Source organism: Paenibacillus wenxiniae (assembly GCF_039822605.1).
Lineage (GTDB): Bacteria > Bacillota > Bacilli > Paenibacillales > Paenibacillaceae > Saccharibacillus > Saccharibacillus wenxiniae.
Map to the genome: position 1 here is coordinate 109,042 of NZ_JBCGUH010000003.1, position 14,645 is coordinate 123,686.

The 14,645-nt window shown below is 47.6% G+C and carries 10 protein-coding genes, 1 pseudogene and 1 CRISPR repeat array; of the genes and pseudogenes, 2 read left to right on the top strand and 9 right to left on the bottom strand.

All coding sequences use genetic code 11. The annotated features are described in order from the left end of the window. The first annotated feature begins 126 nt into the window (after positions 1 to 126). Positions 127 to 558 (top strand): DUF6526 family protein, encoded by a 432-nt coding sequence (locus AAHF22_RS06595; RefSeq protein WP_347324199.1) that lies wholly within the window; start codon positions 127 to 129, stop codon positions 556 to 558. Positions 559 to 726: 168 nt separating this feature from the next. Then, a CRISPR array of direct repeats spans positions 727 to 1,566; the repeat unit is 32 nt; unit sequence ATTTCAATCCACACTCTCGCACGGAGAGCGAC. Between the two features lie 211 nt (positions 1,567 to 1,777). On the opposite strand, the pseudogene queG reads toward AAHF22_RS06595, so the two are convergent. Together queG and AAHF22_RS06610 are read right to left on the bottom strand one after the other, a co-directional pair. Beyond that, positions 1,778 to 3,710 (bottom strand): annotated as a pseudogene (gene queG, locus AAHF22_RS23865) (tRNA epoxyqueuosine(34) reductase QueG). A 498-nt stretch (positions 3,711 to 4,208) separates the two neighbouring features. Next, positions 4,209 to 4,631: a GNAT family N-acetyltransferase gene (locus tag AAHF22_RS06610; protein WP_347324201.1), complete on the bottom strand. Its 423-nt coding sequence runs from the start codon at positions 4,629 to 4,631 to the stop codon at positions 4,209 to 4,211. 838 nt (positions 4,632 to 5,469) lie between these two features. Between AAHF22_RS06610 and AAHF22_RS06615 the strand changes: the two genes are divergently transcribed. Further along, positions 5,470 to 6,081 carry a superoxide dismutase gene (locus tag AAHF22_RS06615; protein ID WP_347324202.1) on the top strand — a complete coding sequence of 204 codons (612 nt, stop codon included), beginning with the start codon at positions 5,470 to 5,472 and terminating at the stop codon, positions 6,079 to 6,081. A 311-nt stretch (positions 6,082 to 6,392) separates the two neighbouring features. Here AAHF22_RS06615 and AAHF22_RS06620 read toward each other — a convergent pair whose 3' ends face one another. From AAHF22_RS06620 to AAHF22_RS06650, 7 genes are all read right to left on the bottom strand, one after another. After that, the gene (locus tag AAHF22_RS06620) at positions 6,393 to 7,061 is read right to left on the bottom strand and encodes an SOS response-associated peptidase (protein ID WP_347324203.1); all 669 of its coding nucleotides are present in this window, start codon (positions 7,059 to 7,061) and stop codon (positions 6,393 to 6,395) included. Positions 7,062 to 7,164: 103 nt separating this feature from the next. Further along, positions 7,165 to 8,442 (bottom strand): oligogalacturonate lyase family protein, encoded by a 1,278-nt coding sequence (locus tag AAHF22_RS06625; RefSeq protein WP_347324204.1) that lies wholly within the window; start codon positions 8,440 to 8,442, stop codon positions 7,165 to 7,167. A 343-nt stretch (positions 8,443 to 8,785) separates the two neighbouring features. Next, positions 8,786 to 10,252 carry an A/G-specific adenine glycosylase gene (gene mutY, locus AAHF22_RS06630; RefSeq protein WP_347324205.1) on the bottom strand — a complete coding sequence of 489 codons (1,467 nt, stop codon included), beginning with the start codon at positions 10,250 to 10,252 and terminating at the stop codon, positions 8,786 to 8,788. Positions 10,253 to 10,567: 315 nt separating this feature from the next. Next, the gene (gene acpS / locus AAHF22_RS06635; protein WP_347324206.1) at positions 10,568 to 10,981 is read right to left on the bottom strand and encodes a holo-ACP synthase; all 414 of its coding nucleotides are present in this window, start codon (positions 10,979 to 10,981) and stop codon (positions 10,568 to 10,570) included. Positions 10,982 to 11,331: 350 nt separating this feature from the next. Next, positions 11,332 to 12,138 (bottom strand): NAD(+) synthase, encoded by an 807-nt coding sequence (gene nadE, locus AAHF22_RS06640; protein ID WP_347324207.1) that lies wholly within the window; start codon positions 12,136 to 12,138, stop codon positions 11,332 to 11,334. Positions 12,139 to 12,257: 119 nt separating this feature from the next. Continuing rightward, entirely contained in the window at positions 12,258 to 12,692 is a 435-nt protein-coding gene (locus tag AAHF22_RS06645) for a BrxA/BrxB family bacilliredoxin (protein WP_347324208.1), read from the bottom strand. Between the two features lie 99 nt (positions 12,693 to 12,791). Further along, entirely contained in the window at positions 12,792 to 14,393 is a 1,602-nt protein-coding gene (locus AAHF22_RS06650; RefSeq protein WP_347324209.1) for an ATP-binding protein, read from the bottom strand. Positions 14,394 to 14,645 lie beyond the last annotated feature (252 nt).

The window sequence follows — 14,645 nt, forward strand, 5'->3', positions numbered from 1 at the left end:
CACAGGGATGCAGTTCGCTACCCTACTTTTAGCGTCACCATCCTTCCTTATTCTAATGATAGGTTTGGCGCGCGCTGGTGTAATAATAGATGAACCTAAATCGGAATGAAGAAAGGATATATGATCATGGCAGCACCGAATAAGAAATCGATCCGTTTTGACTGGCCGTATCATTTTGTAGCGTTGCCTCTGTTGTTAATCACACTGGTGCTCACGATAACGTACTGGATTCATGCGCTACGCAGTGGGGAAAATACGCTGCTCGCCTGGCTGTTGCTCATACTGTTACTATGTCTGTGTTTTGCCATTCCGCGTATTCGAGTTTACGCAACCAAAACGCAGGATCGCATTGTGCGGATCGAGGAGCAGTTCCGATATTATCGGCTGACAGGAAAAGAACTGGATTCGCGTGTGAACAAAGAGCAGATTATTGCGCTGCGTAATGCGAGTGATGCGGAATTTCCGGCATTGTGCGAGCGTGCGGCAAATGAAGGTTTGTCGGGGAAAGATATTCATGCGGCGATTAGGGATTGGCGTAAGGATGAGATGCGGATTTGAGTGGTGGGTAGTGGAAGGATGGGTACTTGAATGTAGTAAAAAGGCAACCTCTGTTGTTGAGAGGTTGCCTTTTTTTGTTTGGGTTTGGAGAATGGTGTGGAGTTTGCAGGTTACTTTCGCACGGAGAGTGACACTGCGTTTTTTCCGCTATAAACTTCGCTCTCGCTTATTTCAATCCACACTCTCGCACGGAGAGTGACGAAGAATTAGGAATTGATATTCAGGCTAGAGTGGTATTTCAATCCACACTCTCGCACGGAGAGTGACACAAACTTGCTTAATATGGCTCATATGGTTGAGCATATTTCAATCCACACTCTCGCACGGAGAGTGACATATGCGTTCTTTAACCATCCCGTCTTCCAAAAAATTTCAATCCACACTCTCGCACGGAGAGCGACGTGTATGCTGCTACTTACCAGTACGATGGGTACTGATTTCAATCCACACTCTCGCACGGAGAGCGACTGGAACCACGATCCTGTTCGCGCCGGATTTGGCATTTCAATCCACACTCTCGCACGGAGAGCGACCGATGAATTAACGAGTTCTTTAAATAATTACATGATTTCAATCCACACTCTCGCACGGAGAGCGACTGTAGGGGAATATCCCCTACTTATACCTTGATGGGGACATTTCAATCCACACTCTCGCACGGAGAGCGACTTGTTCAGGTGTAACAGGTACACCGTTCTTACGATTTCAATCCACACTCTCGCACGGAGAGCGACATTACGGACGCGGAGTATCAGCAGGTCATTTCCTACATGATTTCAATCCACACTCTCGCACGGAGAGCGACGGCATTGAGTTGCCCGCTATGGAGGGATAACAGGTATATTTCAATCCACACTCTCGCACGGAGAGCGACTCCAGCCAGTCGATGATTGACGCTTTGTTAAGTGTATTTCAATCCACACTCTCGCACGGAGAGTGACGAGTGGGGAGTAGTAGACGACGCTGGAATTAACGAATTTCAATCCACACTCTCGCACGGAGAGTGACTGTACCCACTTCCAACCCTTATCCCACAACAGAAAAAACGCCCAAAAGTGCGAACCTCACTTTCAGCCTACTCGAAAACACCCTAAAACACAACAAAAAACCCCGCAGCCCTTACAGGGCGCGGAGCGCGAACCTCCCAGGGATTCCATGTGAGCTTGGGGTTCGCACTAATTCCCACGAATATCCCTTATCGCCCTACTAACCATCCCCGTTAAAACAACACCGGCTCCGCTTCCATCCCACGCCAGCCTTCCAACCCAAGCAAATATTGCTTATGATCCAATCCGCCACCATACCCAACGAGTTGTCCATTCATCCCAATCACCCGATGGCAGGGCACGATGATCGAGACCGGATTACGATTATTCGCTCCACCGACTGCGCGCACAGCTGCCGGACTGCCGATCTGCTCGGCAATATGTTTGTACGATACCGCTTCGCCATACGGAATCGTACATAACGCTTCCCACACACGAAGTTGAAAGTCTGTGCCACGCAGATCGAGCGGCAGATCGAACACCTGCCGTTCACCAGCAAAATATTGCCGGAGCTGCATCGTCGCATCAGCAAGCCGATCCGGCGAATGCTCCAGCAGATGTGCACCATACCAGCGATTTGCCCATTCTGTCAGTCGTTCTGCCGCTTCGGTATAACTTCTAAATTTAATATGGCATAATCCACTATCGGAATGTATCAGTGTTAACGTACCGAGTGGCGTATCCAGTTCATCATAGTAGAGATATGTCGGTTCAAAAGCCCTATTCGACTGGTCTTGATTCGTGTCTACCTGTACGGCGACTTCATCCTTGTGCTGATCCGTTGAGATCGCTGCATCTTCAAGTTTAGTCCATTCCACTACAGTCGATTCACCGCTCCTACCAGCATCGGTCATGGCAACATTCGTTATTTCCATATTTGCCATACTTGTCGCTATACTATCACTGAACTTCGGCTTCCTGCTCACTCCGCTGTTCCTCCTCCAATACATGCTGTGCGGTCAGCAGTCGCTCAATCACTTCATGCTCCTGCTCCCGTGCAAGTCCGGCGTTGACTGCTTCCAATGCTTCTACTCCACCAATTCGGCTCAGCGCCCAGGCGATCGTGCCGCGAATAACCGGCCGTACATCTTTGATCAGCATCTCGCGCAGCTTAGGCACTGAACTTTTGTCTTTAAAATTACCAAGTGCGATAATCGCATTACGTTGAATTGGATTTTTACCGCGCCATGCAGCGGATGTACTACCAAACTCCTGCTTAAATTCCTTATTGCTCAGTTCGAGCATCGGCAGCAGTAGCGGCTTCGCCTTTTCCGGATCAGGCTTTAGCTCTTCCTGATGGTTCCAGCTTTTTCCTTTATTTTTCGGACAGACGATCTGACATGTATCGCAGCCGTATAGCCGATTGCCGATTTTGCGCATATGTTCATCCGACAGCATCCCTTTCGTTTGGGTCAGAAAAGATACACAGATTTGCGCGTTCAGCTGCCCCGGATTCACCAGCGCACCTGTTGGACACGCATCGATACATTTCGTACATGTACCGCAATCCTCTGTCACAGGTGTATCCGGTGCAAATGGAATATCGGTAATCATATCGCCGAGGAATATCCATGAGCCGAGCTTGGGCGAGATGATCGCACAATTATGCCCGTAAAAGCCAATCCCCGCACGATGCGCCACCGCACGGTCGGACAATGCGCCCGTATCGACCATGCTCTCGATCCGCGCTTCCGGCACACGTTCACGAATAAAATCCTCTAACCGCTGCATCCGATTACGCAGTACTGTATGATAGTCCAGCCCCCATGCCGAGCGTGCCATAATACCGCGATATTCACCCGGTGCGGACTTTGGCGGATTTTCCATTTTCGAATGATACGTGACCGCAATCGCAATGATCGAGCGCGCTCCCCCCAGTGTGAGCGAAGGATCGATGCGTTTATCCAGATCCGGTTCTTCAAAGCCCGATTCATAACCTTTACGCCGATTCTCTTCCAATACTTCACGCAAATATAAAAAAGGATCGGCTGTCGTAAATCCGATATCATCAATACCGAGCGCCGGTCCTGCCTGTTTGATCTCCTGTTTCAACCATTCCCAGCGCTGTTGCTGCGCTGTAGTGGCTGACTCTTGTTGCCGTGTCACCTTACGGCCCCCTTACTTGATTTCATTGATCGTTCGTGCTTTTGGATTATCTGTAGATGGTTGGCATTTGTGGATTATCCGTACTTTTGAATCTTCCACCTTTCGCTTCCGTACATATTGCTCCACACGATCTATCAAAAGCCTGTATTGCGTATACGCTCCACCGGCTATCTTTTCATCATCGGTTATCTGTTTCTACTATAGTATACCGTTAAAATAGAAAAACACATCCGTTTCCCCGAATACTATCGGAAAACAAAATGTGTCCCATCAACAACGTATACGCTTGGATCACAGCAATTACCAGACCATGCGCATCGATCAGCAATAATGTCCCAGTGCCTGATCATGCGACAATGTCCGGCAGCACCGTTATCCATAACGGATAGCGGGCCGCTCGTGCAAGCGTGTATATTTAAACGATTAAAACAAGTATGGTCTCTAATCTGCAATGATGCATTTTCTCTCTATAAATAAACGTTAATCACTTGCTCGGTATTAGCTACCAACAATGCTCAGCTTTTCGTAAGTGCGAAGCACTTTACTTTCATCATAACCAAGTGCGGCATAGAGCGGCATAACCGCTTCATTGTGCTCATCACCTGCGACCATGATGCCACTCACATTACGTTGCTGGAAGCGTTTCTCCATTGAAGTGATCAATGCTTTGCCGATGCCACGGCCTCTCAGATCCGGATGAACAGCAATACGGTAATAACAACCGAAATTGCGATCAATCGTACCAATTAACAAGCCAATAATCTCTTCTCCCTGTTCCGCAACGATAATTAACTCGGAATCCCAGGACAATTGTCTAGCAAAAGGGCCCATCGTGTGCTCGTAACACTCTTCGGACAAAGCTACTTTCAGCAGCTCCTGGACAAGGTGCAAATCACTCAGCTTAAAGGAACGAATATTCATCAGCCAAACTCCCTTTTCATCAGCTTAATCAAACCTTATTTCTACCAATCATACCCCTACTACAGACCGCATGAGACAAGCACAAAAAAGAAGGACATGTGCCTATACAAGCCATAAGCCCTACATCAACAATTGTGTAAACTGCCCTCTTGCATTGCCCTATCAAACAGCTATAGAACAACATAATATCGCGCAATATAATCTCAGTGTTAATTAAACCATAAGTTTCAGAACATTACATCAATTTTCTGATGAAAGCGCTTTATAAATGGATGTTTCACCCAATTTTCATTAAACTGCTTTTCAAACTTTCATATTCCCGGTAAAACAAGCCATTTCACCTATAAATATGGAGTTTACATTATAAATATTCTTCTGAAAATTATTATCTTAATATGAAATAATATTGGCGACAAAGACGATTATATCACTACTCTGATCATGTCACTATACTTTTTATCATAATGAACTCAGGTTTTCTTTTTACATAAAATGCCATGAGTGGTGTGTTTTTAGACTGTGCTTAACATCATTTTACAATAATCGAGACTTTATTTTACCCATTCTACCAACGTTCGAACGTTGTTGTGCAATCATTCACACCCTGTTCACAAAACGAACATACGATCCACATTACAGTGGTCAATTGATGAATAAATACTCAGTTCATCCCAAAATTTTTTTTCATGCTAAACTGTGCTAGGAAGGACTTTCTAAACACAAATGTTGATTTAGTCCAAAATATGCGGTTTAATAGATAGGGTAAGATGTTTATCTACATATGGAGTGGACACCATGAGTATCCGCTTCAAATCCAAATCTCAGGAGGTATTTTACGATGGCATTCGAATTACCAGCATTACCGTACCCTAACAACGCTCTGGAACCACACATCGACGAACAAACGATGATGATTCACCACGATCGTCACCATAACACATATGTAACCAATTTGAATAACGCTCTGGAAAGCGCTCCTGAACTGCAAGGCAAAAGCCTGGAAGAGCTGATTTCCGACCTGAACAGCGTACCTGAAAGCATCCGTACAGCTGTACGCAACAACGGTGGCGGTCATCACAACCACAGCCTGTTCTGGGAAGTTATCGGCCCTGACGCTGGTGGCGCTCCAACTGGCGAACTGGCTGCTGCAATCGACAGCGAGCTGGGCGGCTTCGAGAAATTCAAAGAAGACTTCGCAAAAGCAGCAACAACACGCTTTGGTAGCGGTTGGGCATGGCTCGTTGTGGACAAAGACGGCAAACTGGCTGTAACTAGCACACCTAACCAAGATAGCCCGATCATGGAAGGTCAAACTCCACTGCTCGGTCTGGACGTATGGGAGCATGCGTACTACCTGAAATATCAAAACAAACGCCCTGATTACATCGGTGCTTTCTGGAACGTTGTAAACTGGGATGCTGTAAACGCTCGTTACACTGCTGCGAAGTAAGATCGCTGATCCCTTTCTTGCTTACCGTATGCGGTAATATAGCAAACACAAACACCAGTACCTTATAGGGACTGGTGTTTTTTGTTTAGCGTGCCTCTTTAACATGTACATTAGTCCTCTGGATCAACGAATGCGCATGGGGAGATTCATTTTTCATAGCATCCATGTTCATAGCATAAAAAGACTGAACGTCAAAACCGATTTACTCTAACGTACAACATAAGCCATTCAGCTGCATATTCAGGAGAAATGGACATCTCTCTACATACGGCATTTCAATCATATTCTTTCATCGTACAGCGGAATCTCATTTACCCGATGGGGGCGTTATTGCTAACATATTCGCTCGCGTCATCTACGGGATACCTATACATCCTATCAGCAGCGAGCGGAACTAGAATTTCCTTCAGCTCCATTTGAAGTGGCTTCGGCTGTAGCCAGGATGACAAATGTGGCTCATCCAGAATGACCGGCATACGATCATGGATCGGTGCAACCAGCTCATTGGATGTCGTCGTAATGATCGTGCAGCTGCGGATAACCCGCCCATCTTCTGGTGACTCCCATTCATCATAAAGCCCTGCGAATACAAACGGTTCACCGGATCGTAGTCTAAAACAATACAGCTGGTTCTGCTGGTTCTGCTGGTTTTCCTTCTTCCATTCGTAAAATCCGTCTGCAACGATACCGATGCGTCTGGAAGGCAGTAAACGCTGGAACGTAGGCTTGCTATCGAGTGTTTCTGCACGCGCATTTATCATATAAGATCCGATGCCGATATCGTTAGAATAGGAAGGCACCAATCCCCAGCGATACGCCTCCAGCATACGCTGGCCGTCTTCATCGCTACGAATGACCGGTACGTCCTGTGCAGGTGCAATGTTTGCACATGGAGCATAGGCATCTATCGCTAATCGATGCAGTTTAAAAGCCGATGTAACTGCATCTAAATCAGACATCAACGAATACATTCCGCACATCTTCAGTTCCTCCAACGATTTTAATTTCGTAAACTAGCGCCATCGTTTAAACGATGAACGTATGCTGATGAACGTGTACTATTAACGAGTTCTATGTTGAAATTCACTCCTCCCAACGCGGCAACACCGTAACATCCTCCGGCAACTCCACCATATACAAATTGCCATATCCATTACGATCACTATTGAAAAAGAGGCGGCGTCCATCCTCACTCAGACGCGGATGCGCATGCAGCTTTTGCGAATGAAAGCTACAACGTAGTTCGCAGACGGTAAATGGCCCTTCATATTCGCGTCCATATATCTGTTGTCCCTGTGCAGGACGAACGGATGTATCTGTATCTGTATCTGTATCTGTATCTGTATCTGTATCTGTATCTGTATCTGTATCTGTGTTTGTATTCGTGTTTGTATCATCCGGCTGGCGCTGCCACACCGTTAGTACATCCACCTCACCCTGTCCATCCGCCACAACAAGCCCTTCATTTTGATACAAATGCCATGTGGCAAATGGGATCTCCTGCTCTTCCATTCCCGTGTTATCATAACGAATCCGTCCGAAAAAATGGCGTCCATCCGGTCGCAATCCATGATACCCAATATACTCCCCATCCGGTAAAAAGCACTCATGCCCTACCGATTCGCCTGCTGTCAACCGCTCACGAATCGGCCACACGCGTCCATCGCGCAGATCGATACCCCAGATGCGCTGATCGACCAGATGCCACGGGCCTTCATGGCAAAAGGTAGCAAGCCACGGCAGACGCGGCGAAGCGTTTATATGCGTAATAAAATTGTGCTCCCGATACAGCTCACGCGCCTGTCCTGTGTTCAGCTCAATTTGCATCATACGACTAAGCGGCTTCGCCTCCATCCACTCCTGATGTCCCACATAGCCATTGCCCAGATCGGTATCGATACGCGCCGACAGATCCTCACATACGCACACAATAATATGTTGCCCATCCGCCGTGCAGGTGACATTGCTCAACACATGATCTTTCGGACAGCGAAACTTGATCCGTTCGCGAAAGTGAGTCAGATGCAGCGCACGAATAACCCTACCATCCGAAACGATCGCATATTGCTCATCCGGCGTGAGCGCCACATCCAGATCATCATTGCCGGTATACGTTGTCAGCTGGGTCATCTCACCTGTCTCCAATTGAATCGAGAACAGATTGGCACTATTATCACGATCAGAGATGAACAACAGACGCTTCCCACCATCATACAGACTGTTTTCCGTAAAATAAGGCAACCGACTATGCCCGCGGTAATCGGTCAATTGATGCACACGAATGCCGGTATACCGATCATCATACGATTTCCATTCTGACGCCCATATCGTTCCTTTTACCATTGCAATCGTTCTGGACATGGCTACTTCCCTCCTGGGGTTCAATCGATCGGTATCGCTGCTTATGAGCGAAGCGGTTTGCGGTTTACAGTGTGTTACGTGTTAGTAGTTATTTGTTAGTAGTGATCGGTCATTTGCGAATTGAGATGTATAGCTAAAGCATAGTCGTTAACGAATTTTAATTAGAGAACTTTGGTTGGAGAACTCTAGTTAGAGAACTTTAGTTAGAGAACCTTAGTTAAAGAAGCTTAATTAGAGAGCCACAAGTAAAGAGCAATAATTAAAGAGCTATCGTTATAAAACGAACGTTAAAAAGTTCCCGTTAGCATTTAACCCTAAAATAACGAACATTAAAAAATTCCCGTTAGCGTTTAACCCCAAAATACTGCTGTAAAATTTTCAAAAATAGATTCGGAAACGCATACTTCTCCATATCCTCTGCCCCAATCCAGCGATAGTCATACGCAAAAGCTTCGCCGAGCAAAGTACCTGGCACAGCAGCATACGTCTCTGGCTGCTCTGCCACCTGTTCCAGCGGCTCCAATGTGTCCGCCACTGCGCTGGAAGCGAGCTGCTGGCGAATGCGTGTCATCGCTTCAGGTGTCGCTCCACTCAGACGCAGATCAAACGTACCCTGTTCAGCCTCCTGCTTGCCCGCCGATGCTTGTGCGGTATCGTCTGCGCTAAGTTGCGGTAGATGGATACGTGTCCGCTCGTCTGCCATTCCGGTTGCCGACACAAGCGGATTGGATGCTTGATCTGTTGTATTCAGCTCGCTTGCCTCATGGCCAGCCAGTGCTGCCTGCGCATCCTGCCCTGCTTCAGTGCAGCGAAATACACGCATATACCACTGAATATGGCTAAACGTATGCTCGGCACTCATCCATTCCAGCTGCGGCCGCACGTCCACACCTTCATTTTCTAGCACCTGACGCAGACGATCCATCGCTGCCGTGTCAGACAAATCCGCACCAGCACCCGCTTTTTTTGCATCAGACGCCAGCACATGTGGCAGCTCCCACATCCGTGCCAGCAGACCTGTTGCCGGACGCTGACGAATAAGCACTTTGCCTGCATGCTCACCCTGACCTTCGATGATCGCCATCAAGCGATGTTCGGGACGGGGCGGCTTCGCTTTCGTTTTGATCGGTAGCTGCTCTTCCATCCCGTTCATCCGTCCTGCGCAGTGCTTCATTACCGAACAGGTCAGGCAATGCGGCGATTTGGGCGTACAGACAAGCGCTCCAAGTTCCATTAATGCCTGGTTAAAGTCGGAGGCGCGCCCTGTTGGAATAAGTTCACCCGCCAGTTTTTCCATTTTGACGCGCGTGGAGTTTTTGGCGATATCATCACTCAGGCAAAAGTAGCGTGACAGCACACGCATCACATTGCCATCGACCGCCGGAACAGGCACATTGTAGGCAATGCTAAGTACGGCACCAGCGGTGTACGGACCGATGCCCTTGAGCGCCGAAATTTCGTCCGGCGTATCCGGCACGATTCCATCGTGGCGTTCTACGACCTGCTTTGCTGCCGCTTGAATATTGCGAGCACGCGAGTAGTAGCCAAGTCCTTCCCAGTGCTTGAGCACATCTTCTTCCGGCGCTTCGGCAAGCGATTCCACGGTTGGAAAGCGCTCGGTAAACCGCAAAAAGTACGGAATAACGGTATCGACTCGCGTTTGCTGTAACATAATCTCCGAGATCCAGATGTGATACGGATTGCGGCTGCGTCTCCACGGTAGATCGCGCTTATGCTCGTCATACCATGCCAGCAGCTCGCGGCTGAAATAGCGTTTGGCTTCTTGCTCATTGCTTGTATTGTTGGACATGATACAGCTCCTTCTTCATGCACCCCATCTGTGCAATATCGTTCTAGTTACGCCCCTCCGACAAGGAATAAGGGGCAGTAAAATATTTTGCTTCGCAAAAATCACTTTTTCATTGAACCCCATGTTAGAAAATCACTAACACTAGCAGGCATCCTTCTCCCTTATTTCCTTACCTTCGTTCCGTGCTAATCGCAGCATACGTATTATGTGAGTAGAGCAGCAAGTTAGTGCGTCTACTGTTCCGTAAGCTTGCTGCGTAGGGTCAATCATTAGACTTCCTTATGGTAGAGATAGAGATTGCACGACCATCCCATATCACATCAGCTTCCCCTTATCCAACCGTTCAACTACCGCAAAGGCGGATGCCATATGCGGCTGGTGCGAGATGCTAAGGTAGATGCGGTAGGAGCTATGGCCGTCCTGTAGACCGAGGCGTTGCCATGCCGCTTGAGATAAAACGACGTCCGGTTTGCCCAGACGGTCGGGTAAAATTTCGATATCTTCAAATCCAATCACTTTGCCGATTCCACAGCCGAATGCTTTGGTAATCGCTTCTTTAGCGGCAAAGCGGCCGGATACAAATTCAGATTGGCGTGATCCTCTAGCGTGAGCTACTTCTAACTCGGCTACGGTGAGCACACGCGCCATAAATCGCTCCCCATGCGGACGCGCCAAAATCGCTGCTACACGCTCGATTTCCAGCACATCATGCCCTATTCCATAGATCAATATGTTACCTCCCGATTTCTGTGTATCTATGCTTACGCCTATGATCTATTGTACCAAATTGTTGCGCGCCAATCTTCCGTCAGTGGAACGTTAATCGTTTGAATATCGTCATTTCTATTTCTGCAAATCCAGCCGATACTTCAAAACACAAAAAAGCGGCGCAATCCATCTAACGATTGCCACCGCTTTTTATATTGTGCTATCTATTGCGTAGTGGAGCAGGTTGTCTTAATCCATTTTCTCTAGCCACTTCGAGGGGGGATGGGAATTGTTTCCTCACCCCCAAGAATTCAAGAGCTTACCGGAGTCGTATACACACCTGCACACTCACCAGTCTGCAACACCTTACATTAAATACCTGGAATGGGATCGCGTTTATGCGCGGTGCGCTTGTAGTAACTTTCCAGACGCTGGGCTACTTCAGTCGCTACCTCTTTGCCTTCCAGATAATCGCAGTTGTCCGCATAAGTGATACCCAGCTCCGACTCATCCGTTTGATTTTCCCACAGGCCAGCAGATGGCGCTTTATCCAATACGGATTGTGGTACGCTCAAATGAGAAGCCAGTTCGCGCACCTGACGTTTGTCCAGCGTGCTCAGTGGCGTAATGTCGACTGCACCGTCACCGTATTTAGTAAAGAAGCCTGTAATCGCCTCAGACGCGTGGTCTGTACCGACAACGAGCAGATTGAGTGAGTTGGCAATCGCATATTGCACGACCATACGTGTTCTCGCTTTGATATTGCCTTTTGCCTGCGGGCTGATCGCGTCTTGCTCCAGATGTGGCATCACGCTGTTGACCGTTTCTTCGATCGCGTCAACTGCTTTGTGCACATTCGTTTCCACTTTATATTTCAAATTGAACGCTTCGGCTACTGCATAGCTATCATCGATATCGGATTGCGTGCTGTACGGCTGGAAAACACCGACCGTTTTGTACTCGGTGCCTTTTTCCTCGGTCAGTTCATCCGTTGCCTGCTTGCACAGTCCTGTCGCTACCGCACTATCAATGCCGCCACTGATCGCGATCAGCAAGCCGTGAGAACCGGATTTTTCAATATATGATTTGAGAAAATCTACCCGTTTGCGAATTTCCGCTTCCGGATCAATCGTTGGCTTTACTTTCAGATCATCAATAATTTGCTGCTGCATACTCATAACTGTTATCCACTCCTTCTGCTGTTCTGAACGTTTCTCTATTATATATACCCATAAACAAGCAAATCCTGCAACATCACATGGTGTGATAGTTGCAGGATTTGGAATCTAGCTAAGACTTACAAGCAGTATTTTTCGAAAGCATCATTCAGCGCGATCGAGATATCTTCTGCGGAATTGTTCTCGATCTGGTGACGCTCGATAAAATGAACGAGTTCGCCGTCTTTCAGCAGCGCGATCGATGGGGAAGATGGTGGGAACGGTGCGAAATATTCGCGCGCCTTCGCCGTTGCTTCCTTGTCTTGGCCTGCAAATACGGTGTACAGGTTATCTGGCTTCACATCGCGTTGCAGTGCATGCGCAACGCCTGGACGGCATTGACCTGCGGCACAGCCACATACGGAATTGATTACGATCAGTGTTGTACCTTTCGCATTTTCCAGCGTTTGCTCTACTTCTTCCGGTGTACGCAGTTCTTGAATACCGATGCTGGTCAGCTCGTCACGCATAGGTTGTACCATATCACGCATATATTGATCAAATGACATTGACATTGAAGTTCACTCCTTACTTTTAATAAGCATTACCTCTATTATACACAGGTTCTGGCATAATACCACCGCCGGAGAAGCGATTTTCAATAAAAAACCGCCTTAATTCTCATCTTCTTCCGCTACCATTCCCGTTTCCTCATCTGTAGCCAGTTGTTCGAAAATAACCGAAAAGACCGTGCCTTCCCCTGCAACCGAATCCACTACAATCCGGCCATGATGTCGCTCCGCAATGCTCAGACAGAGCGATAGCCCCAGCCCTGTCCCTTTGGACTTGGTCGTATAAAACGGTTCGAACAGCTTATCCAGCTTATCTGCCGGAATACCCGGTCCTGTATCGCCGATGCGCATGACCACTTCACCGTTCACCAGATCGGTTTCGAGCTTCATTTCACCGCTATCGCCCATCGCTTCCATCCCGTTACGCACCAGATTCAAGATCAGTTGCTTGATCTCGCGCGAATTCATACCAATGCGCGGCAGCTGTTCATGCGGGCAAAAAATAATCGACTGTCCACGCAGATTCGCATCTGCCCACATCAACGGCAACAACTCATGGATAATCGCATTCAGATCACCCGGCTCTTTCTCCACGACCCGATTCTGAGCAAGGGACAGGAAGTCGTTAATGATACTATTCGCACGATCCAATTCCTCCATCACGATCATATAATAATGATCGAGAGAGGACGGGCTTTTCTCCTTCATCAATTGCAGGAAACCGCGCACCACTGCCATCGGATTACGAATCTCATGCGTGATGCTAGCCGCCATTTTCCCGACCAGACTGAGCTGCTCCACATGGCTTAGCTCACTGCGCAGATTTTCCATTTCGGTAACATCCTGACCGACAATGACAAATCCAGTCACACGCTCACCTGGCTCATACCATAACGGAGCTACATTCATATATAAAACCGCATGTTCCAATCGTAAAATTTCACTTTCATTGGCATGGCTTTGTCTGGAACGTTCGATCATATTCATCGTAGCGGCTAGACCTTCTGTCAGCTGTGCTCCTTCGAGTTTAAACAGGCATATTTCGCCGATTTGTTCACGCTTGGCATCTGGCAGCGCACGCCGCAATTGTGTTAACGCCGCATCATTAATAGCTGTAATATATCCGTCCGCATCAATCGATGTGATCATCATCGGCGCGACGTTCATCAGCTGGCGTAGCTTCTCCGCTTCCAGCATCACGCGATTGGACAGATCCATCATCTGTTGACTAATCTGCTTACGTTCCATCACACGCTCAATCGCCTGCACACAATAATCGCCTACAATCACACCTGAAATCATAATTAACCCGATCAGTATCCATAACGAGCCGCCCATATGCTGAAGCCGCTGTTCAATCAACAGGATCATCAGACTGATCACAACACCTACTACAACTAATACAAGCACAATTGTACGCTTCATACGCAACGAAGAACGTTGAAATAGAGGTGCGCATAGCCCTGCAATCGGGTATACGAAGGCACCCGTCTGAATCAATAGATCGCTTACATAATGATCGGTATTGATCAACCAGTACATCACTATACTTAATATAAATAGTACAAGTCCGCGCTTTGCGCCTAGATACAGCACGCCCACCATAAACGAGACCGCGCTTAACGAAATTTGTACATCTACGGCGCTATAGATCGTCAGCAGCCAACCAATGACAATACTACACGCAAACGAAATCAAGAGCACCGGAGCATAGCCCCGCCATTTGAGACGATTATCTTGCAGAGCATCATCACCACTACGTTCTACAACAGTTGAAAAAATAAATACAGAGGAGCCCACAGTGAGCATTTGCAGCAGAATTTCTTTGATCGCAATAATGATGGTGCGCCCCTCCTCTAGTCTCTGTCTTAGTTCGATTAAAACATAGCCTGCTTTCCATTACAATATATAGTAGCTCCTACCAATATTTCCAACTCATATTTTTATTGGTGTATG

Bases quoted from the DNA above. Each gene is read 5' to 3' on its own strand.
- AAHF22_RS06625 (WP_347324204.1), bottom strand. From the start codon at position 8,442: ATGTCCAGAACGATTGCAATGGTAAAAGGAACGATATGGGCGTCAGAA.
- AAHF22_RS06620 (WP_347324203.1), bottom strand. From the start codon at position 7,061: ATGTGCGGAATGTATTCGTTGATGTCTGATTTAGATGCAGTTACATCG.
- mutY (WP_347324205.1), bottom strand. From the start codon at position 10,252: ATGTCCAACAATACAAGCAATGAGCAAGAAGCCAAACGCTATTTCAGC.
- nadE (WP_347324207.1), bottom strand. From the start codon at position 12,138: ATGAGTATGCAGCAGCAAATTATTGATGATCTGAAAGTAAAGCCAACG.
- AAHF22_RS06595 (WP_347324199.1), top strand. From the start codon at position 127: ATGGCAGCACCGAATAAGAAATCGATCCGTTTTGACTGGCCGTATCAT.
- AAHF22_RS06615 (WP_347324202.1), top strand. From the start codon at position 5,470: ATGGCATTCGAATTACCAGCATTACCGTACCCTAACAACGCTCTGGAA.
- AAHF22_RS06610 (WP_347324201.1), bottom strand. From the start codon at position 4,631: ATGAATATTCGTTCCTTTAAGCTGAGTGATTTGCACCTTGTCCAGGAG.
- AAHF22_RS06645 (WP_347324208.1), bottom strand. From the start codon at position 12,692: ATGTCAATGTCATTTGATCAATATATGCGTGATATGGTACAACCTATG.